20 protein-coding genes are annotated in these 19,171 nt (G+C 61.5%); 10 read left to right on the forward strand and 10 right to left on the reverse strand.

What is annotated here, in order from left to right; genetic code table 11:
• The first annotated feature begins 504 nt into the window (after window positions 1-504).
• Together ACA041_RS12260 and cobF are read left to right on the forward strand one after the other, a co-directional pair.
• A complete protein-coding gene (locus ACA041_RS12260; RefSeq protein WP_497441336.1) occupies window positions 505-1,077 on the forward strand; it encodes a histidine phosphatase family protein in 573 nt (190 codons plus the stop codon).
• Window positions 1,077-1,832, forward strand: coding sequence for a precorrin-6A synthase (deacetylating) (gene cobF / locus ACA041_RS12265; RefSeq protein ID WP_497441337.1), 756 nt, complete (start codon window positions 1,077-1,079; stop codon window positions 1,830-1,832). Before ACA041_RS12260 ends, cobF begins: the two co-directional genes overlap by 1 nt.
• A gap of 255 nt (window positions 1,833-2,087) precedes the next feature.
• Here the strand turns inward: cobF and ACA041_RS12270 are convergent, their stop codons facing one another.
• Window positions 2,088-2,723: a type 1 glutamine amidotransferase gene (locus ACA041_RS12270; protein WP_497441338.1), complete on the reverse strand. Its 636-nt coding sequence runs from the start codon at window positions 2,721-2,723 to the stop codon at window positions 2,088-2,090.
• A gap of 328 nt (window positions 2,724-3,051) precedes the next feature.
• Between ACA041_RS12270 and ACA041_RS12275 the strand changes: the two genes are divergently transcribed.
• Both ACA041_RS12275 and ACA041_RS12280 read left to right on the forward strand, forming a co-directional pair.
• The gene (locus tag ACA041_RS12275; RefSeq protein WP_497441339.1) at window positions 3,052-3,831 is read left to right on the forward strand and encodes an ABC transporter substrate-binding protein; all 780 of its coding nucleotides are present in this window, start codon (window positions 3,052-3,054) and stop codon (window positions 3,829-3,831) included.
• Window positions 3,832-4,139: 308 nt separating this feature from the next.
• The gene (locus tag ACA041_RS12280) at window positions 4,140-4,856 is read left to right on the forward strand and encodes an alpha/beta hydrolase (protein ID WP_497441340.1); all 717 of its coding nucleotides are present in this window, start codon (window positions 4,140-4,142) and stop codon (window positions 4,854-4,856) included.
• Window positions 4,857-4,858: 2 nt separating this feature from the next.
• On the opposite strand, the gene ACA041_RS12285 is transcribed toward ACA041_RS12280, so the two are convergent.
• The 5 genes from ACA041_RS12285 to ACA041_RS12305 all read right to left on the reverse strand — a co-directional run bounded on the left by ACA041_RS12285 (window position 4,859) and on the right by ACA041_RS12305 (window position 9,211).
• Window positions 4,859-5,446, reverse strand: coding sequence for a DcrB/PsbP domain-containing protein (locus ACA041_RS12285; RefSeq protein WP_497441341.1), 588 nt, complete (start codon window positions 5,444-5,446; stop codon window positions 4,859-4,861).
• 130 nt (window positions 5,447-5,576) lie between these two features.
• Window positions 5,577-6,389 carry a hypothetical protein gene (locus tag ACA041_RS12290; protein ID WP_497441342.1) on the reverse strand — a complete coding sequence of 271 codons (813 nt, stop codon included), beginning with the start codon at window positions 6,387-6,389 and terminating at the stop codon, window positions 5,577-5,579.
• A gap of 228 nt (window positions 6,390-6,617) precedes the next feature.
• Window positions 6,618-7,799 carry an acetyl-CoA C-acetyltransferase gene (locus ACA041_RS12295; RefSeq protein WP_497441343.1) on the reverse strand — a complete coding sequence of 394 codons (1,182 nt, stop codon included), beginning with the start codon at window positions 7,797-7,799 and terminating at the stop codon, window positions 6,618-6,620.
• 11 nt (window positions 7,800-7,810) lie between these two features.
• Window positions 7,811-8,476: a CoA transferase subunit B gene (locus tag ACA041_RS12300; RefSeq protein ID WP_057399619.1), complete on the reverse strand. Its 666-nt coding sequence runs from the start codon at window positions 8,474-8,476 to the stop codon at window positions 7,811-7,813.
• Between the two features lie 36 nt (window positions 8,477-8,512).
• Window positions 8,513-9,211 carry a CoA transferase subunit A gene (locus ACA041_RS12305; protein ID WP_218436408.1) on the reverse strand — a complete coding sequence of 233 codons (699 nt, stop codon included), beginning with the start codon at window positions 9,209-9,211 and terminating at the stop codon, window positions 8,513-8,515.
• A 249-nt stretch (window positions 9,212-9,460) separates the two neighbouring features.
• Here ACA041_RS12305 and ACA041_RS12310 point away from each other — a divergent pair, with 249 nt between their 5' ends.
• Window positions 9,461-10,363 (forward strand): LysR family transcriptional regulator, encoded by a 903-nt coding sequence (locus tag ACA041_RS12310; RefSeq protein ID WP_497441344.1) that lies wholly within the window; start codon window positions 9,461-9,463, stop codon window positions 10,361-10,363.
• 122 nt (window positions 10,364-10,485) lie between these two features.
• On the opposite strand, the gene ACA041_RS12315 is transcribed toward ACA041_RS12310, so the two are convergent.
• Window positions 10,486-11,328, reverse strand: a complete 843-nt coding sequence (locus tag ACA041_RS12315; protein ID WP_497441345.1) for an NAD-dependent protein deacetylase — start codon at window positions 11,326-11,328, stop codon at window positions 10,486-10,488.
• 150 nt (window positions 11,329-11,478) lie between these two features.
• Entirely contained in the window at window positions 11,479-12,525 is a 1,047-nt protein-coding gene (locus ACA041_RS12320; RefSeq protein ID WP_497441346.1) for a class I SAM-dependent methyltransferase, read from the reverse strand.
• Window positions 12,526-12,999: 474 nt separating this feature from the next.
• Between ACA041_RS12320 and ACA041_RS12325 the strand changes: the two genes are divergently transcribed.
• From ACA041_RS12325 to ACA041_RS12335, 3 genes are all read left to right on the forward strand, one after another.
• Window positions 13,000-14,334 carry an acetamidase/formamidase family protein gene (locus ACA041_RS12325; protein WP_497441347.1) on the forward strand — a complete coding sequence of 445 codons (1,335 nt, stop codon included), beginning with the start codon at window positions 13,000-13,002 and terminating at the stop codon, window positions 14,332-14,334.
• Between the two features lie 144 nt (window positions 14,335-14,478).
• A complete protein-coding gene (locus tag ACA041_RS12330) occupies window positions 14,479-15,318 on the forward strand; it encodes an HvfB family MNIO-type RiPP peptide maturase (RefSeq protein WP_497441348.1) in 840 nt (279 codons plus the stop codon).
• Complete coding sequence (locus ACA041_RS12335; protein WP_497441349.1) at window positions 15,311-16,069, forward strand: HvfC family RiPP maturation protein; 759 nt, start codon at window positions 15,311-15,313, stop codon at window positions 16,067-16,069. Before ACA041_RS12330 ends, ACA041_RS12335 begins: the two co-directional genes overlap by 8 nt.
• Before the next feature lie 173 nt (window positions 16,070-16,242).
• Here ACA041_RS12335 and ACA041_RS12340 read toward each other — a convergent pair whose 3' ends face one another.
• Complete coding sequence (locus ACA041_RS12340; protein ID WP_497441350.1) at window positions 16,243-17,556, reverse strand: ATP-binding protein; 1,314 nt, start codon at window positions 17,554-17,556, stop codon at window positions 16,243-16,245.
• Entirely contained in the window at window positions 17,553-18,293 is a 741-nt protein-coding gene (locus ACA041_RS12345) for a response regulator (RefSeq protein ID WP_154993650.1), read from the reverse strand. Before ACA041_RS12345 ends, ACA041_RS12340 begins: the two co-directional genes overlap by 4 nt.
• A gap of 305 nt (window positions 18,294-18,598) precedes the next feature.
• Between ACA041_RS12345 and ACA041_RS12350 the strand changes: the two genes are divergently transcribed.
• Window positions 18,599-18,862 carry a DUF2790 domain-containing protein gene (locus ACA041_RS12350; protein WP_497441351.1) on the forward strand — a complete coding sequence of 88 codons (264 nt, stop codon included), beginning with the start codon at window positions 18,599-18,601 and terminating at the stop codon, window positions 18,860-18,862.
• Between the two features lie 48 nt (window positions 18,863-18,910).
• Window positions 18,911-19,165, forward strand: coding sequence for a hypothetical protein (locus tag ACA041_RS12355; RefSeq protein WP_497441352.1), 255 nt, complete (start codon window positions 18,911-18,913; stop codon window positions 19,163-19,165).
• The last annotated feature ends 6 nt before the right edge of the window (window positions 19,166-19,171 follow it).

The raw sequence follows: 19,171 nt of genomic DNA on the forward strand, positions 1-19,171 counted from the left end.
CGGGCGATCGCCTGATACGTGTCAGACGCCGCTCTTATTGTTTTCAGCCGTTAACCGGGAGGCGCAGCAGCGTGCTGGCGACTATTTTTTGTTGAAATGCCGGTCGAGGTTGCAAATGAGTACAGGGAGAACCGAGGCGGTGGCGCTGATCGCTGAAAGAGGGCATCCGGGCTCCTGCTGGATGGGTGGACGGTTTGAATTCCTGATCCGAGAAAGCAGTATTTATTTATCACCTGCTCCCTGTCTAGTTAATTTTTTCGCGGTGTTTGCAGCCCCGGAAACGGGGCCAAATGCCCGTATGCCGGGGGCTACGGGGATATCGACTGATCCTGTAGGCCATCGCCTATAAAGGTATCGGAGATAGCCGATTTTCAAGCCGGCACAGGCCTGCAGACCTGTGCGATTGGCTGAAACGAAACGCCACCGATCGCGCCACTTGCGGCACAATTACCCGGTTAATGGCGGTGCAAGCCGTCTTTCATCCTTTAAACAGAGTGATCCTTCGTGCAGTCGACCCGTTTGACGCTGATGTGCCACGCTCGAACCGTCGCACAGAAACTTGCGCGTTTTCCTACAGACGAGCCACTGGAGAGGGTTGGGCAATCGACGCTGGATTCCCGACGCACCGGGTTCAAGGGAACCCCGCGCCTGCTCTGCGGCCCCGAACTGCGGACCCGGCAGACCGCAGGGTTGTTCGGCAGCGAGGTGGAGGTGGTCCCGGCGTTGAGGGACTGCGATTTCGGGCGCTGGAAGGGTGTGCGGATCGACGATTTGCAAAAATCCGAACCGCAAACGCTCAAGGCCTGGCTCGATGACCCGAATTCGGCGCCCCATGGCGGCGAGTCGGTGGTGCAACTCGGTGAACGGGTAGCCGCCTGGTTGACGACGCTGGAGGCGACGCCGGGACACATCGTTGCCATCACCCATCCCTTTGTCATTCGCGCCGCGCTGACTCGGGCCCTGAGTGCCACGGCGTTCAATCTGATCGACGTCGAGCCGCTGTCCGCCATCGAGTTACGGTTCAATGGCTGCTGGCGCTTGCGTCTAATGGGTACTGACCTTGAGGAAACACAGTGATGAAAAAACTTCTGGTCATCGGCATCGGTGCCGGCAACCCTGACTACATCACGATGCAGGCGGTGAAAGCGCTGAACCGGGTCGACGTGTTTTTCCTCATGGACAAGGGCCAGAGCAAAGACAAATTGATCGACCTGCGCCGGGAAATCTGCGAACGCTACATCACCGATCGCACGTACCGCTTCGTCGAAGCCCACAGCCCGGAGCGCGAGCGGGGAGAGGTGGACTACAAGACCAGTGTCGAAGAGCTGAACCTGGCCAAGCAAATGACCTTCGAACGGCTGATCAATGAGCAAATGTCTGACGAGCAGTGCGCCGGTTTCCTGGTGTGGGGCGATCCGGCGTTGTACGACAGCACCATCAGGATCCTGCAGGCGATTCTGGCTTCGGGTCGCTGTGTGTTCGAGTTTGAAGTCATTCCCGGCATCACCAGCATCCAGGCCCTCGCGGCACAGCACAAGGTGCCGTTGAATCGCATCGGCCGCTCGATTGAAATCACCACCGGCCGGCGGCTGGCGGCGGGGCAGGTGAGCGATGCCGACAGCCTGGTGGTGATGCTCGATGCAGAAGATTCCTACCATCAGGTGGCGGATCGGGAGACGCAGATTTACTGGGGAGCCTACCTGGGGACGCCGGATGAGATCCTCATCAGCGGCAAGCTCGAGGATGTGGCGGACGAGATCGAACGGGTGCGCAAGGCGGCCCGATTGAGCAATGGGTGGATCATGGATACCTATTTACTGCGTAAGCCTTGAGGATTTGAATGACAGGTCTGGCCTCTTCGCGAGCAGGCTCGCTCCCACAGGGATCTTGTGAACATTGGAGATCTACTGTGGGAGCGAGCCTGCTCGCGAAGGGGCCCTCAAACACACCTCAAAAAGCAGCCTTGACCACCCGCCCAAATCGCTCTCGATACACCGACGGCGGCACCCCCACCACACGACGTTCAGACATTGCGGAACAATTTTGGTGAGGGAACAAGCTCCCTCACCACAGGATCCCTGTGTGTCTCACGACGACGCTGACCACCACCCATCCAGCGTCACCTGCAACCAGTCAAACACGGCTGCGTGGGCGGCGTTGTCTTGCGGTGCCCGAGGCAACGGCGACTCTTCGGCAAAATGCGCATTGAGGGACGCCACCGATTCGGCATTCCACTCCGGATGAAACTGCAGTCCCACCCGCGTCGGCCCCACCCGATACATCTGCTGGCGACACTGCTCGCTGCTGGCCAGCAACTGCGCGTCAGGCGGCAGCTCAATCGCGTCTTCATGCCACTCCAGCACCTTCAGCGTCTGGCCATTGGCAAAAGTCACAGGGGTCCAGCCGGTTTCGCTGCGGGCCATCCGCCGAACATTCCCGCCCAGACCCAGTACCAGCAACTGCGCCCCAAGACAAATCGCAAACACCGCCGCACCCTGATCCAGACTGCCCGCCAGCCATTGGCGTTCGGCTTTCAGCCACGCCGGTCCGGCGTTTGATTCATAGGGCCCGCCCAACAGGATTACCGGCGCCGCACCCACCGGCGGCAACTGGCCGAGGTCCGCGCGAAAGATATTCAGGGTCAAGCCTCGGGAGGCGGCCCATTCGGCAATGGCGCCGGGACCTTCGGCGGGGTGATGCTGGATCAGGTTCAACGTGGGCATCACGCTTCTCGGATTGAACGACGGACGCTCAATGTGCCGCAAAAAATAACCTGTCGCCAGTCGGATCATTCAATCGGATAAGCACACAAACCTTGTAGGTTTTTTCCGAAACAAGACTTGTCCTGCAGTCGTTGCACCGCCTTGGCGCACGCTTCAAGTGTCTCTAATCCTGTCTCCACTTTTTTATAAGTATTTGTCGCTTTAACACAATTTGCCCTGCGAAACCCCCTCTAGACTGCCGGCCACTTCGGTGGCTCTCCAACCGGAAGCAGCAACCGAACGCCAATCGAAAGCTGCCAATAAAAACCTCCGCACACAGGAGTTATAAATGAAGAAGCTAGTGATGTTCGGTGCCCTGGCACTGTCGATGTTGTCCCTGACCGCCGTGGCCGCTGACGCCAAGCCGATCCGCATCGGTATCGAAGCCGGGTACCCGCCATTCTCGATGAAAACCTCTGACGGCAAACTCACCGGTTTCGACGTGGACATCGGCGACGCGTTGTGCGAACAGATGAAAATGAAATGCACCTGGGTCGAGCAAGAGTTTGACGGCCTGATCCCGGCCCTGAAGGTCAAGAAAATCGACGCCATCCTGTCGTCCATGACCATCACCGACGACCGTAAGAAGAACGTCGATTTCACCATCAAGTACTATCACACCCCGGCGCGCTTCGTGATGAAGGAAGGCACCGACGTCAAGGACCCGCTGACCGAGCTCAAGGGCAAGAAAGTCGGCGTGCTGCGTGCCAGTACCCACGACCGCTTCGCCACTGAAGTGCTGCAACCAGCCGGCATCGTCCTGGTACGTTACGCCTCCCAGCAGGAAGCCAACCTGGACATGGTCTCCGGCCGCCTCGACGCGATGCTGGCCGACTCGGTCAACCTCGACGACGGTTTCCTGAAAACCGACGCGGGCAAGGGCTTCGCTTTCGTCGGCCCGACCTACGAAGACGCCAAGTACTTCGGCGGCGGCGCCGGTATCGCGGTGCGCAAGGGCGATAAAGAGCTGGCGGACAAGTTCAACACAGCCATCAGCGAAATCCGCGCCAACGGCAAGTACAAGCAAGTGCAGGACAAGTACTTTGACTTCGACGTTTACGGCCATTAATCACGCCGTTGAAAAGTGGCCAATGTTGACGCGGTGGCCACTTTTTTTATGCCTCCAATCAGGCCTGAATCCCACAAGGGATCTCAGTGCCCTTTGTTGAAGCTTTTTACTGCACAATATTTAGCGAACTTCAGGGCCTCTTCGCCGGCAAGCCGGTCTCGCTCCCACATTGGATCGCGGTCAACTGTGGGAGCGAGCCTGCTCGCGAATACGGTCTTCGCCGCGATGCCGATACCCAGGCCAGCATCGACATCCCGTTTCACAGTGTTAGGCTCTCCCCCGAATCCTGCACGTGTGAAGGAAGGTTTATGTTGAAGTTTTTCGCTCTGTTGACGCTGCTGGCGTCTGCCACCGTCCACGCTCAAACCCCGCTGCAAACCGATCTGCCGCTCAAGTATCTGGAGCAGACCCACGCCGAATCCCGCGATCAACCCCTGGTGATCTTCCTCCACGGTTATGGCAGTAACGAGCATGACCTGTTCGACATCAAGGACGAGTTGCCCGCGCAGTACAACTACCTGTCGGTGCGGGCACCGATGGTGATGGAGGAGGGTAGCTACAAATGGTTTCGCGAGAAGGGCAGCGCAGCCTACAACGGCGAAACGGATGACCTGAAAGCCAGCGGCCAGGTGCTGCTGGATTTCGTCGCACAGGCGGCAAAGAAGTATCACACCCAACCGAACAAGGTGTTCCTGGTGGGCTTCAGCCAGGGCGCGATCATGTCGTACGAGGTGGCGCTGCGCCGGCCCGCGGCGGTGGGCGGCATCGCGGCGTTGAGCGGGCGGATTCTGCCGGTGCTCGAATCCGAACTCAAGCCGGATGAAAAACGCCAGGCGCTGGCGATTTTCATCGGCCATGGCACGGCGGACAAACGCCTGCCGTACAACGACGGCACGGACGCGAACAGCCTGTTGCAGAAGCTGTCACTCAAGCCTGAGTTTCATGCTTACCCGGGCGTCGGGCACAGCATCAGCGCCAACGAGATGCAGGACTTGAGCGCCTGGTTGCAGCGCCTCAATCCCTGACCCTACTTGCCGGTGACGATCTGTTTGACCAGCGCCTCGTGGCCGGCATTGTCGCTGAGGCGGGAAATCACCTGAACGATCGCCATGCGCTTGCTGGACGCGGCCATCAGCGTGGTGTCGAGGGTTTTTCCGCCGCCCTGGGTGGCGGTGCTGTCGATCTGCCGCAACCCCAGGCCCGTGCCTTTCTGGGTCAGGCTTTTCTCGCTGAGTTTGGTGAAGTCCGGCAGCGCGGCGGCTTGTTCGGTGGCGAAGTTGGACACGGCGGAGTCAAGGAACTGGCCGTCGTTGTCCTTGACGTTGACGCCGCCAGGAATGGTGTTTTCAGCGGCGATCACCACGGTTTTGGTGGTCTGGTTGGTGTACATGGTGCCGGTCGCCCCGGCGGTCCCGGTTGCCGCGTCGCCGGCGGGCAACGGGGTGGCGATAAAGCCCTTGGGCAAGGTGAACGTGAACTTGCCGCCCAGCATCGACACCTTCTGGACCGGCGTCTTGTCGCTGGCGGTCGCCTTGGCGGCCTGTGCATTCAACGCTCCGAGACCGGCAACCGCCATCAGCATCAGGACAACGGCTTTTCTACTCAACAATGACATTCGAATCTCCAGGGATGGTCGCGCTTTGGCGGGCGATCATCCCATAGAGTCCGGTGCACTCACACGTTGCTGTGCGTTGTCGGGAATGGATTACGACCACTGGTTCTGCGCAAGCCGATTACAGCGGGTTTCATCGTTGCACCCTGCGTTCGGCATTAAGCGCCGGTCCTCCAGCCTCGGGCACTGCGTCCGCCGGTTTTGCCATCAGGCGTTTGGTCACCCCCAGCATGGCCACGGACACCGCGACGCCGAGGCCGAACGCGCTCAGGCCCATGCCGGGCAAGGTCAATGCCAGGACCAGGCAGAACGCGGCAAAGGAATACATCCCGGTCGCGGTGGCCCGCAGCAAGGCTGCCGTGAATGCCGGTCCGCGGGTTTGCTGGGAGAACACCGCCATCACGCTGCCCAATACCGGGAACACCGCGAGCAGGCCGCTCCAGCGTTCGCCGACGGTGCTGGCCAGCAAGGTGACGGCGAGGGTGAGCAGGGCCCCGGCAATCATGCGCAACAGCAATTTGTCGGACTTTGGCGCCGGGCCTGCAACGATAGGCTGCACCTTGGGGAATAGATAAGGCGCCGCCAGTAAAGCGCTTGCGGCGGCGATCACCGAGAACGTCAACGACGGCGGGATCCATGACAGCACCACGGCCGCGCTGGCCCAGACCAGCAGCGAGATCACCAGTGCCCACGGCCATCCTGTCCGTTGTGCGACTTGGGCATAGGTCACGCAGAAGGCAATCATCGCGAACATGGCCGATAACGCCGCGGTCGCGGACTGGGCGGCAAATACCTCACCTTGTTCGATGGCGAGGAAGAATAGAATCGGCCCGACCACCACCGGCAACCCCGACAGCCAACCGGCGACGCTAGGCCCCCAGCGTTTACCGGCCAGCGATATCAGCAGTAGAAATCCTGGAATCACCAGCAGTTTGAGCATCAACACGCACATGTCTCCGACCTGAGTGGGAGGCAACGTTAGCATTGCGGGGGAAGGATTGCTCTATATATGAGGATAAATTGTATACAAGGCTGGAGATTCGATGCCGATGAACTCGCCACGGTGCGGCTTAATGTTTCAATCACTGTATGGCCCGGTGCGACGTGAGTCGCACCGGGGTATTGCCAGGCTGCGGCGGTTCTTCGTGGTTCCCCGCGCAGTCTGTTGAACGCTTTATGCCCGTTCGATCGCCAATGCCACGCCCTGACCACCACCGATACACAGGGTGGCGAGGCCTTTTTTGGCGTCTCGCTTGATCATTTCATGCAGCAGGGTCACCAGCACCCGGCAACCCGAGGCACCGATCGGGTGACCCAGGGCGATGGCGCCACCGTTGACGTTGACTTTGTCCAGGTCCCATTCCAGGTCCTTGGCCACCGCCAGGGACTGCGCGGCGAAGGCTTCGTTGGCTTCGATCAGGTCCAGTTGATCGATCGACCAACCCGCCTTGTCCAGGCAACGGCGGGTAGCCGAGACCGGGCCGATGCCCATGATGGCCGGGTCGACGCCGGCGTTGGCGTAGGCGGCGATTTTCGCCAGCACCGGCAGGCCCAGGGCCTTGGCTTTTGCCGCGCTCATCAGGATCACGGCGGCGGCGCCGTCGTTGAGGGAGGATGCATTGCCGGCGGTCACCGAACCGTCCTTCTTGAAGGCGGCCTTGAGCTTGCCCAGGGATTCGGCAGTGGTGCCGGCCCGTGGCTGTTCATCGGTGGCGAAGGACAACGGATCGCCTTTGCGCTGAGGAATCAGGATCGGCGTGATCTCATCGGCAAAACGCCCGGCTTCGATGGCGGCCGTGGCTTTCTGCTGCGAGGCCGCGGCGAAGGCGTCCTGCTGCTCGCGGGTCAGGTTGTATTTTTGCGCCAGGTTCTCGGCGGTGATGCCCATGTGGTAATCATTGAACGCATCCCACAGGCCGTCGCTGATCATGGTGTCGACGACTTGTGCGTGACCCATGCGCAGACCGGTGCGGGCACCGGGCATGACGTAGTTGGACAGGCTCATGTTTTCCTGGCCGCCGGCAATGATCACCTCGGCATCGCCGCAGCGAATGGCCTGGGTGGCCAGGTGCAGGGCTTTGAGGCCCGAGCCGCAGACTTTGTTCAGCGTCATCGCCGGCACGGTAAACGGCAGGCCGGCCTTGATCGCTGACTGGCGCGCCGGGTTCTGCCCGGCACCGGCGGTCAACACCTGGCCCATGATTACTTCATCGACTTCAGCCACATCCAGGCCGGTTTGCGCCAGCAACTGACGGATCACCGCAGCCCCGAGGTCAACCGCGGACACATTGGCCAGGGCCCCCTGGAAGCTGCCGATGGCGGTGCGGGTGGCGGCGACAATGACGACTTCTTGCATGGAATGATTCCTCACTGGGCAGCGAACTGCATTTCCGGTACGTGATCAGGCACGATCAGTTTACCAGCGGTCTTGGCGACGATTTCCTCGACGCTGACGCCCGGTGCACGTTCCTTGAGAATGAACGCACCGTTTTCAATTTCGAGATAGGCCAGGTCGGTCAGGACACGCTTGATGCAACCGGCGCCGGTCAGCGGCAGGCTGCATTGGGACAAGAGCTTGGACTCACCGTCCTTGGACGCGTGGGTCATGATGACGATGATGTTGTCTGCGCCGGCCACCAGGTCCATGGCGCCGCCCATGCCCTTGACCAGCTTGCCGGGGATCATCCACGAGGCGATGTTGCCTTGCACGTCGACTTCAAAGGCGCCCAGCACGGTCAGGTCGACATGACCCCCGCGAATCATCGCGAAGGACTCGGCCGAGGAAAAGATCGAAGCGCCGATACGCGCGGTGACGGTTTGTTTGCCGGCGTTGATCATGTCGGCATCGATGGTTTCTTCAGTCGGGAAGGGACCCATGCCAAGCAGGCCGTTTTCCGACTGCAGCATCACTTCCATGCCTTCAGGGATGTAGTTGGCGACCAGGGTCGGAATGCCGATGCCCAGGTTCACGTAGAAGCCGTCCTGCATTTCACGGGCGACGCGTTGAGCCATTTGTTCGCGGGAAAGTGCCATTGTTGTTATTCCTTCATTCGGTCCGGGGGCAGGGGATCACTTACGCACGGTGCGCTGTTCGATGCGCTTCTCGAACGTGCCGCAGATGACCCGGTCGACGTAGATGCCAGGGGTGTGTATCTGCGCCGGGTCCAGCTCGCCGGGTTCGACGATTTCTTCGACTTCGACCACGGTGATCTTGCCGGCGGTGGCGGCCAGCGGGTTGAAGTTCTGAGCGGTGTGGCGGTAGATCACGTTGCCGAAATGGTCGGCTTTCCAGCCTTTGACGATGGCGAAGTCGCCGGTGATGGACTCTTCCATCAGGTACTTGCGACCGTGGAATTCGCGCACTTCCTTGCCTTCGGCGACCGGTGTGCCGACGCCGGTGGCGGTGAAGAAGGCCGGGATGCCGGCGCCGCCTGCGCGCATTTTTTCAGCGAGGGTGCCTTGCGGGGTCAGGATGACTTCGATTTCGCCTTTGAGCAGTTGCTCTTCGAACAGCTTGTTTTCGCCGACGTAGGAGGCGACCACTTTGCTGATCTGGCGGTCGGTCAGCAGCACGCCGAGGCCAAAACCGTCGACGCCGCAGTTGTTGGAGACCACGGTGAGGTCGCGTGTACCCTTGCGCTTGATTTCGGCGATGAGGTTTTCCGGAATCCCGCACAGGCCGAAACCGCCGGCGATCACGGTCATGCCGTCTTCAAGACCTGCCAGAGCTTCCTCGTAGGAACTCACGCGCTTGTCGAAACCTGCCATATGCACCTCTTTTATTCTTTGTGGGCGGCTGGCTAGCCGTATGGGGTTGAGTGTCTCGCTGCAAGATTAATTTGTTAAGTTGATTTTTAAGGTTGATTGATAGATAAAACTCACCAATGAGCAGGAGTCGGCTGGGGGGCGAACGCGGCGACATGGGCCGAGCAAGGCTCAAGACCGCCTTCGCTGCGGTGCGGCGATCCGACAAGCCAGCTCCTACAATGAATGCGGGTAACGTTGGAGACACCGGTCATGACAGTCAAGCAGATCCGCGCATTCCTGGCCGTGGCCCAGAGCCTGAGTTTCGCCGTGGCCTGTGAGCGGTTGCACCTGTCCCAGTCGGCGCTGAGCCTGACCATCAAGGCGCTGGAGGAGGGCCTGGGCGGGCGATTGTTCACCCGCAACACGCGTAACGTGGCATTGACGGCCGAGGGCGAGTCGCTGGTGCCATTGGCGCGTCGACTGATCGCCGATTGGGACAATGCCGAGGATGAACTGCGCCAGCGCTTCACCCTGCAGCGCGGCCGCGTGACCCTGGCGGCGATGCCGTCGTTTGCCGGCAACCTGCTGCCGCCGATTCTCAAGACTTTCCGTGCCCGATACCCAAAGGTCAACGTCACAGTGAATGACGTGATCAACGAGCAAGTGCTGGAAATGGTGCGCGACCGGCAGGTTGAACTGGGCGTGGCGTTCGAACCGAGCCAGAGTTCGTCGCTGGCCTTTACCCCACTGTACATCGACCGGTTTGTGGCGGTGGTGCCGCATGATTCCGCGTTAGCGGAACTGGCCGATGTCGACTGGCAGAGCTTGCTCAAGGAGCCGTTCATTACTTTGCAGCGACCCTCGACAGTACGGGTGATGCTCGAAGAACATTTGCAGGCCCGGGGCATGAAATTGCCAGTGGAGTTTGAAAGCCATCAGTTGGCGACGGTCGGCAGGATGGTCGCCAGCGGGTTGGGCGTCAGTGCAGTGCCGGCGTTGTGCGCCGGGCAGATGCGGGAACTGGGCGCACGCTGCGTTACCTTGCGCGACCCGGTGGTGGAGCGGGCGATCGGGGTGCTGACGAAGCCGGGGGTGGAGTTGTCGGCAGCGGCGCAGGCGTTGTTTGATATTCTTAAAGAGGAAAACTTGGGCCAGCAGGTTTCCATGAACTGATCACAGTCACCTGTGGGAGCGAGCCTGCTCGCGAAGAGGCCGGCACATCCGACATCTTTATCGCCTGATACCGAGCTTTCGCGAGCAGGCTCGCTCCCACATGGGTTGGGTTTCTTCAGTTGTTAAGTGGTCAGTTGTTGAGCCAGCAAGGGCAGCAACCGCTCGCACGACGCTTCTATCTTCAAATCAAGCAGGTCATCGGCCCGGGTCTTGCCCAGGTTGATCGCAATCAACGGCTTGCCCTGATCCGCCACCGCCCGGCACAGCCGAAACGCCGAATACGCCATCAACGACGACCCGACCACCAGCAATCCCGCGGCCTTTTCGACCGCTGCCATGGCCCTGGCTGCCGTCTGCTGCGCCACGTTCTCGCCAAAAAACACAACGTCCGGCTTCATCCGCTCGCCTGCGCAGTGAGGGCAATGTGGCACCTGAAAGCGTGCTTCGAATGCCGCGTCGAGCAAGGTATCGCCATCGGGGGCCTGCACCGCGTCAACCCCGGCCAGGTAGGGGTTCTGCGATTCCATCAGGCGCTGGATCGAATCCCGCTCGCTGCGCTGGCCGCAATCCAGGCATAGCACCCGATGCAGGCTGCCGTGGAGTTCGATCACGTCATGGCTGCCGGCCTGGTCGTGCAAGGTGTCGACGTTTTGTGTGATCAGCCCGCTGATCCGTCGGGAACTCTGCAAACCGGCCAGGGCTTCGTGGGCCACATTCGGTCGAGCCTGGCGCACCCGCGGCCAGCCAAGCATCGCCCGCGCCCAATAGCGGCGCCGGGATTCGGGGGCCGAGAGGAACTCCTGATACATCATCGGTTGCCGGCCCCGCCGCACGCCCTGGTTGTCGCGGTAGTCCGGAATGCCCGACGGGGTGCTGATGCCGGCACCGGTCAGGACCACGTACGGTTGATCGGCCATCAACTGCTGGAGCCGGTCGAGTTGTTCGCGGATGCGGCTTTCGAACATGTTCAGCACTCCTGAGGACCTGTAGGAGCAAGCTTGCTCCGGGCGGCGTTGCGACGAGGGTGGTCAACGATAACGCATGCAAGCATGACACCCCGCGGCGTTCTCAGGTTTTTCGCGAGCAATCTCGCTCCTACAGGGAAACGACCGGATTTATTTACGCGCCTCCAGAATCAGGTTGAACGGCGTTTCCGTCGCCCGCCGGAACGTCTTGAAGCCCGCTTCGGTGAAGACCTTGCGCAACCGCGCCTCGCCCGCCTGGGCGCCGAGCCCGAGGCCGACTTCCTGGGACAGCGAGTTCGGGGTGCAAATGAAGGTTGAAGCGGCGTAGAACAGGCGGCCAACCGGGGTGATGTTGTCGTCGAGGGAGTCGTTGGCGAAGGGTTCCACCAGCAGCACCGTGCCGTCCGGTTTCAGCGATTCATAGGCGTGCCGTGCTGCGCCCACCGGGTCGCCCATGTCATGCAGGCAGTCGAAATAGCAGACCAGGTCATAGTCATTGCCGGGGTAGCTTTTTGCCGTGCCCTGGAAGAATCGCGCGCGTGCGGACACGCCACCTTCTTCGGCGCGCTGGGTGGCCACGGTGACAGAGGGCGCGTGGTAGTCGAAACCGACGAACCGCGAATCCGGGAACGCCTGGGCCATGATCACTGTCGATGCGCCATGACCGCAGCCGATGTCCGCCACCTTGGCGCCAGCCTCCAGTTTGGCGACCACGCCTTCGAGTGCCGGCAGCCATTCGGCGATCAGATGCGCTTTATAGCCTGGTCGGAAGAACCGCTCCGTGCCGTTAAACATGCACGGATGGTGATCGCCCCAGGCGAGGGCACCGTTGCCGCGCATGGCGTTGACCAGTTTGTCCTTGTCATGGAAAAACGACGCGACCACCCCGATGCCGCCCGCCACGTAGACCGGCGAGTCTTCGTTCGCCAGCGCCATGGCCTGCTCTTCGGGCAGGCGGAACTGGCCATCACGGTGTTCCATGTAACCGGAGGCGGCGTGGGCGCTGAGCCATTCGCGCAGCAGGCGGGTGTTGCAGCCGGTCTTTTCGGCGAGTGTTTCAGGGGTGATCGGCTGACTGTCGGCCATGGCCCGGTACAGCCCGAGCTCTTCGCCGAGGATGACATTGGCCAGCATCGCCGCGCCGCCCATGTCGCTCACCAGTTTACCCATGAAGTCATTGAGTCTGGCCTCGTCCATCACGTGTGCTCCTTTGGCAGGATCACGGTCCAGAGGCGCGGTTTTTCGAGGTGATCAGCCCTGGGCGGTGGTCGTGGGAATGATCAGGACGTCGAGTACGTCCTGCGTGCAGTAAGTTTAGTCCGGGGGCAGGGCAGCGCTGGCTGGAGCGACGAAAGCGCCTGCGATCCAGATCTCCCTGACCCACACCCACCCTACTGTGGGAGCGAGCAGGCTCGCTCCCACAAGGACCGGTAGCAACCGGCGCTGCATCCCCGTGGCTCCGCATGTATCCCACTGTATCCAACCCCGTTCTCGATACAGTACCGCCTATTTCCGGTACTGCCGAACACACACCAGATACAAACCTGCGATGAACTGTGAAACCGTCAGGCGCCCCGAAACCGGGGCCGCCGACGAACTCCATGGTCGTCGCAGCAGGCGGCCGTTTCGCTCCTGGTACCGTTCCGCACCCTCTGCGGACAAGGGGACACAATGACCACGCTCCTGTCAGGCCCAGCCCTGAAACCCTCTCCCGTGAACCGGTTGCGCGTCGACCAATACACCAGCGGCCTCATCGGTCCGAGCCAGCCGATGCTGGGCCCGCTGGCCGACGGCGGCACCCTGATCACCGGCACGCCGCCGGGTTGCTGGGGGCCGATGATCACGCCGGCCTTCGAAGGAGGCCATGAAGTGACGCAACCGGTCGCGATTGCCGGTGCCGAGATCGGCGACGCCGTTGCGATCAAGATCAAAAGCATACGCGTCACCTCGCTGGCCACTTCGTCAGGGGTGATGAGCTTCGTGGAAGGGCGCTATCACGGCGATCCGTTCGTCTCCAAGTTCTGCGCCAAGTGCGGCACCGAGCACCCGGCCAGCCATGTCGAAGGCATCGGCGAGGATTCGATTCGCTGCAACAATTGCGGCGCCGAAGTCAGCGCGTTCCGCTTCAGCCACGGTTATGTGATCGTGTTCGATGCGCAGAACCAGGTCAGCCTGACCGTCAATCAGGACATCGCCAATCAGCTGGCCGGCAAGGCACCCGAAATGTCGGCGCTGCCGGAGCTCGCGGCCCAGCATTCGATCCTGTCCCTGGCCCGCGCCGACATGCCCGGTGTCGCGGCACACATGCGGCCGTTCCTTGGCAACATCGGCACCACGCCGTCCCGTGATTTGCCCGACTCGCACAACTGCGCCGATTTCGGCCAGTACCTGATCAATGCTCCCCATCGCTTCGGCATGAGCCGCGAAGAACTGCATGCGGCCAAGACCGACGGGCACATGGACACCAACTCGATCCGCGAAGGCTGTGTCCTGATCTGCCCGGTCAAGGTCCCCGGCGCCGGGGTGTACATGGGCGACATGCACGCCCAACAGGGCAACGGCGAGATCGCCGGGCATGCCACCGATTGCTCCGGGGAAACCGAAGTGGTGGTGGAAGTCATCAAGAACCTGACCCTGGAAGGCCCGATCCTCCTGCAAAACCTCGACGATTTGCCGCCGATGGCCCGGCCGATGAATGCCGAACAACGGCAGAAGGTTCGCGAGCTGGGTGAGCGCTGGGGCCAGGTCGAGATCGAACAGAGCGGCCCGATCACCTTTATCGGCAGCGGCGAGAACCTCAACCTGGCGGTGGAGAACGGCTTGAAACGCGCCGCTTCGGTCACCGGCCTGCCATACGACGAAGTGCTCAACCGCGCCACCATCACCGGCTCGATCGACATCAGCCGTTTGCCGGGCACCGTCCGCGTGACGTTCCTGTGCCCGATGCCCGTGCTCGATCGCATCGGTCTCGGCCATTTGGTGCGCGAGAAGTACGACTTGTCGTAATGCCCACCGGCGGGTCTGTATCGAACTGTGTACAGACCCGTTGGCGATACACGTCTTGCGTTTTTCTGCCACAACGGAACACAGGCCCGATACACCCCCGCGATCAACTGTGATTCCGTTCTGGCAACCCTTGAGATCGACACCATGCAGACTCCCCTCACATCCGTGAAGGCCAGCGTCGGGCTTGGCCTGCGTCGCGGTTTAATGAAAGACCTCCAGGCCGCCCCGGTGGGCGATTTCGACTTTCTGGAAGTCGCGCCGGAGAACTGGATCGGCATCGGCGGCGCCCATGGCGCGGCATTGCGGTCGTTGGCTGAACGTTATCCTCTGTCCTGTCACGGCTTGTCCCTGTCCCTCGGTGGGCCGGCCCCGCTGGACGTCGGGTTTTTGCAGGAGGTCCGGGTTTTTCTCGATCAGTACAAGGTGCCGCTGTACAGCGAACACCTCAGCTACTGCAGCGACGACGGTCACCTTTACGACCTGCTGCCGCTACCGTTTACCGAAGAAGCGGTGCGTCACGTCGCGGCGCGAATCCGCCAGGCCCAGGACATTCTCGGTCGGCGCCTGGCGGTGGAAAACGTCTCTTATTACGCCGCGCCACAGCAGGACATGGACGAGTTGACCTTCACCAACGCAGTGCTGCGCGAAGCCGACTGCGACCTGTTGCTGGACGTCAACAATGTGTACGTCAACTCGATCAATCACGATTTCGATCCGCAGGCCTTTCTTGCCTGTCTCGACTCGGACCGGGTAGTGGCGATGCATGTGGCAGGGCACTTCGATGAGTCCGACACCTTGAAAATCGACACCCACGGCGCTTCGGTGAAACCGGTGGTCTGGTCGTTGTTGGCCCAGGCTTACGCCCGGTTCGGCGCGCAGCCGACCTTGCTGGAACGGGATTTCAATTTTCCGGCGTTCTCCGAGCTGGTCGCCGAATTGCAGACGATCCGCCGCCTGCAAGCCGAGGGGGTGAACCGTGGATAAGCTTTCGCTGCATCAGCAGCAAACGACAATGGGTCTGTACCTGCGCGATCCCGAGCATTGCGCACCGCCCGCCGGGATGGACGTGGCGCGGGCCCAGGTGTACCGCGACCTGGTTTTCGCCAACCTGTCATCGTTGCTTGGCGGCACCTTTCCCGTCCTGATCAAGGTGCTTGGCGATGAACATTGGCGTTCCCTGGTGCGGATCTTCCTGCGGGACTACCGCGCGCGTACGCCGAAATTCGGCGAAATCGCCCAGGAGTTCGTCGAGTACCTGGCCTCTGCGCCGCCAGCCTTGAACGAAGGGCCGTGGCCGCCGTTCATGGTCGAACTGGCGCATTACGAGTGGATCGAGATGGCGCTGCAACAGTCCGAGGCCGAGCCGTTGCCGGCCAGCGATAGCGGGTTGCTGCTGCAGCGAGCGTTGCAGGTATCGCCTTTGGCCTGGCCCCTTGCCTATGCCTGGCCCGTGCAACGGGTCGGCCCGGATTATCGACCTGAAGCGCCACCGGCTCAGCCGACGTTGCTGTTGGTGCGACGCGCTGAAGACTGGAGTGTGAAGTTTTCCGAACTGAGCCCGTTGGCGTGGCGGTTGTTGCAGCGGATCGGGGAGTTTCCTGAACTGGACGGGCGTGAGCAGCTGGAAGGGCTGGCGGTGGAAGCGGGGACCAGCGGGTCGCCGGAGTTCATCGACAGCGGGCTGGCGCTGTTGCGGCAGATGCATGGGGAAGGGGTGGTGGGCGTCGTCGCATAGGGCGCAATCGCCAAAGCACCACAAGACTAATGTGGGACAAGACCAATGTGGGAGCGAGCCTGCTCGCGAATGCGGAGTAACAGTCAAAGACTATGTCGACTGACACTCCGCATTCGCGAGCAGGCTCGCTCCCACAGTTTATTCCACTCAGGAGCCAGCGAACTGCCGGCCCTTCACCGGCCGGCTTTACTGCCCGGCAACCTGAGCTCCGCACACAAACCACCGCCTTCGCGATGACTCAACGTCAACGACCCCCCGAGCGCCAACGCCAATTGCTGGGCAATCGCCAAGCCCAGCCCGGTGCCGCCAGTGCTGCGGTTGCGCGAGTTTTCCACGCGGTAGAACGGCTCCATCACATGGACCAGTTCCTCTTCGGCAATGCCTGGGCCACGGTCCATCACCTTCACCGACAAACTGCCGTCTGCCTTCGATTCCACCCACAACTCGGCGGCGCCGGCGAACTTCAGCGCGTTGTCCGTCAGGTTCACCAACACCCGGCGCAGGGCATGGGGCCGGGTGTTGATCACCGATGCGCTTTTACCGCCCAGCTGCACGTCCTTGCCCATGTCCTGATAGTCGAACACCAAGCTGTCGAGGAACGAATCCAGATCGGTGCGGCGACTCTCCTCGGTGGAACCGTGAACGCTGCGGGCGTAGGCCACGCCTTCGCGCACCAGGTGTTCCATTTCGCCGAGGTCGTTCCACAGTTTGTCTTTTTCGCTGGAATCGTCCATGAATTCGGCGCGCAGTTTCATGCGGGTGATCGGGGTTTGCAGGTCGTGGGAAATCGCCGCCAGCAGCTGCATGCGCTCCTTGAGGTAGGCCGCGATGCGCGCCTGCATGGCATTGAACGCCCTGGCGGCATGGGCGACTTCAGTCGGACCTTTCTCGTCCAGGTGCACCGCGTGGACATTCGGGTCCAGGGTATCCACCGCCTGGGCGAGGCGGGTGAGGGGACGGATAGCAATTCTCACGGCCAGCCAGGTGCAGGCGATCATCAGCGCCAATTGGCCCAGCAATACCACGGGCAACCACGGCGACAACGGCAGCATCGACGGTCGCACATCGATGGTCACCGGACTGCCGTCGGTCAGTTTCAGGTGGACCTGGAAGTGTTTTGTCGGGCCGGGAATGTCGGTAACGGTCATCGGGTAGTCCATGCCGATGGCGTCCTTGATCGAGGTGACCGCGATGGGGGTGTCGCTCATGGGCATGCCCGGTGAGCCCTCGTCCAGCAGGTAGCGGTAATTGCGCCGATCCAGTTGTTTGAGCCAGCTTGCACGTTCTTCGGCGGGCAAGCGGTCGAGGATGGCGATGGAGGTCGATACGTCGGTTTCCAGATTGCCCAGCATGGTGTTTTTCGCGCTTTCGTAACGCTCGTAATACTGCGCGCCAAAGGACAAGGCCTGCGCCAGGATCAGGCCGATCAGGAAAATCAGCGACAGGCGCGAGGCGAGGGTGCGGGGCCAACGTATCGCGAAGTTCATGATGGCGCCCCCAGCACTTCCACCGGCAGGGAAAACACATAGCCTTCACTGCGTACGGTCTTGATGTACGCCGGCTCGCGGGCGTCGTCGAGCAAGCGCTGGCGCAGGCGACTGACCAGCAAGTCGATGGAACGGTCGAACAGGTCGGCGTCGCGGCCCTGGGTCAGGTTCAGCAACTGATCGCGGTTGAGCACCCGCTGCGGATGATCGAGGAACACCCGCAGCAGCCGATATTCGGCGCCACTGAGCGCGACCATGGTGCCATCGTCATCGAGCAGGTGCCGGGCGGAGGTGTCCAGGCGCCAGCGGCCGAAGGCCAGTAAACGCCCGCTTTCGGTGACCACCAGGTTCGGCGGCAGCATCCGCGTGCGGCGCAGTACGGCGTTGATCCGGGCGAGCAGCTCACGGGCGGCGAACGGCTTGACCAGGTAATCGTCGGCGCCCATCTCCAGACCGATGATGCGGTCGGTTTCATCGTTGCGGGCGGTGAGCATCAATACCGGGGTGGCCTTGTGTTTGCCGGCGCGCAACTCGCGGCAGAGCATCAAGCCATCGTCGCCGGGCATCATGATGTCGAGCACGATCAGGTCCACCGGCGTGGACTCGAGGAACGTGCGCATTTGCCGCCCGTCCGCCACGACCGTGGTGCGCAGGCCGTTCTTTTTCAAGTAGTTGCCTACCAGCTCTCGAATCTCGCGGTCATCGTCCACGATGAGAATGTGATCGACGTGTTCCATTGGGCCAAGCCTCTGCAGATGGGGAATGTCGCGCAGTCTATCGAGCCTGGGCGCGCCTGCCCGCAGCCCTTTGTATTGCAGTGTATCCGGCGTATCGGTGGATACATGCAGACGCAAAAACATTCTTTTCCTGCGGTTTTGTATCGCTGTGTATCAGGGGCGCGCTCTGATACGTACCGATTTACACGCGCCTGTTTTTGACACAGACGAGATACCTCGCGAGCTTCTAATGGGTTCCATCGGGGCAAGCCAAGACGCCTCGGCCCAATCAACGATTGATCCATTGAAGCCTTGAGGAAACCACCATGAACACCAAAGCCGTCGTCGCCGCCTGCCTGTTTGCCGCACTGAACATCTGCACCCTGTCGGCCCGCGCCGAAGCCGATCTTACCCCTGAAAGCTACACCTACGGCACGCACCTGGACATCAAGAAGGTGATCTCGATGAAACAGGACGCTACGCCTTCCTGCGGGATCGTGGACGCCCAGCTGACCTACCTGGATTCCCATGACAAGACCCAGGTCCTGGACTACCGCAAGTTTGCTGACGGCTGCAACGACGACAACTGAGTCCTTCGCTGACCGATTGCCGATCCCCTTTGAAACAGGAAGAACATCATGAACAACCTATCGCGCTTTCTGACCGCCGCTGCCTTCTCCCTGGCCGGCGCCGCCGCCCACGCCAATGCCGCCCTGGAACAGGGCAGCTGTGGCAGCAGCACCTGCTTCCAGCTGACCCCGGTGGCCAAGCAGGGCGCCGATGCCTTACTGGCGCAGGACGGTTCCGGCCGTACGCCGCAGGGGCAGATGATTGCAGAGAACGGCGGCAGCCGGACTCCGCAGGGCCAGTTGCTGGATAACCAGACGGCCTGAAGCCAG

This window comes from Pseudomonas sp. LBUM1676 (assembly GCF_059695605.1).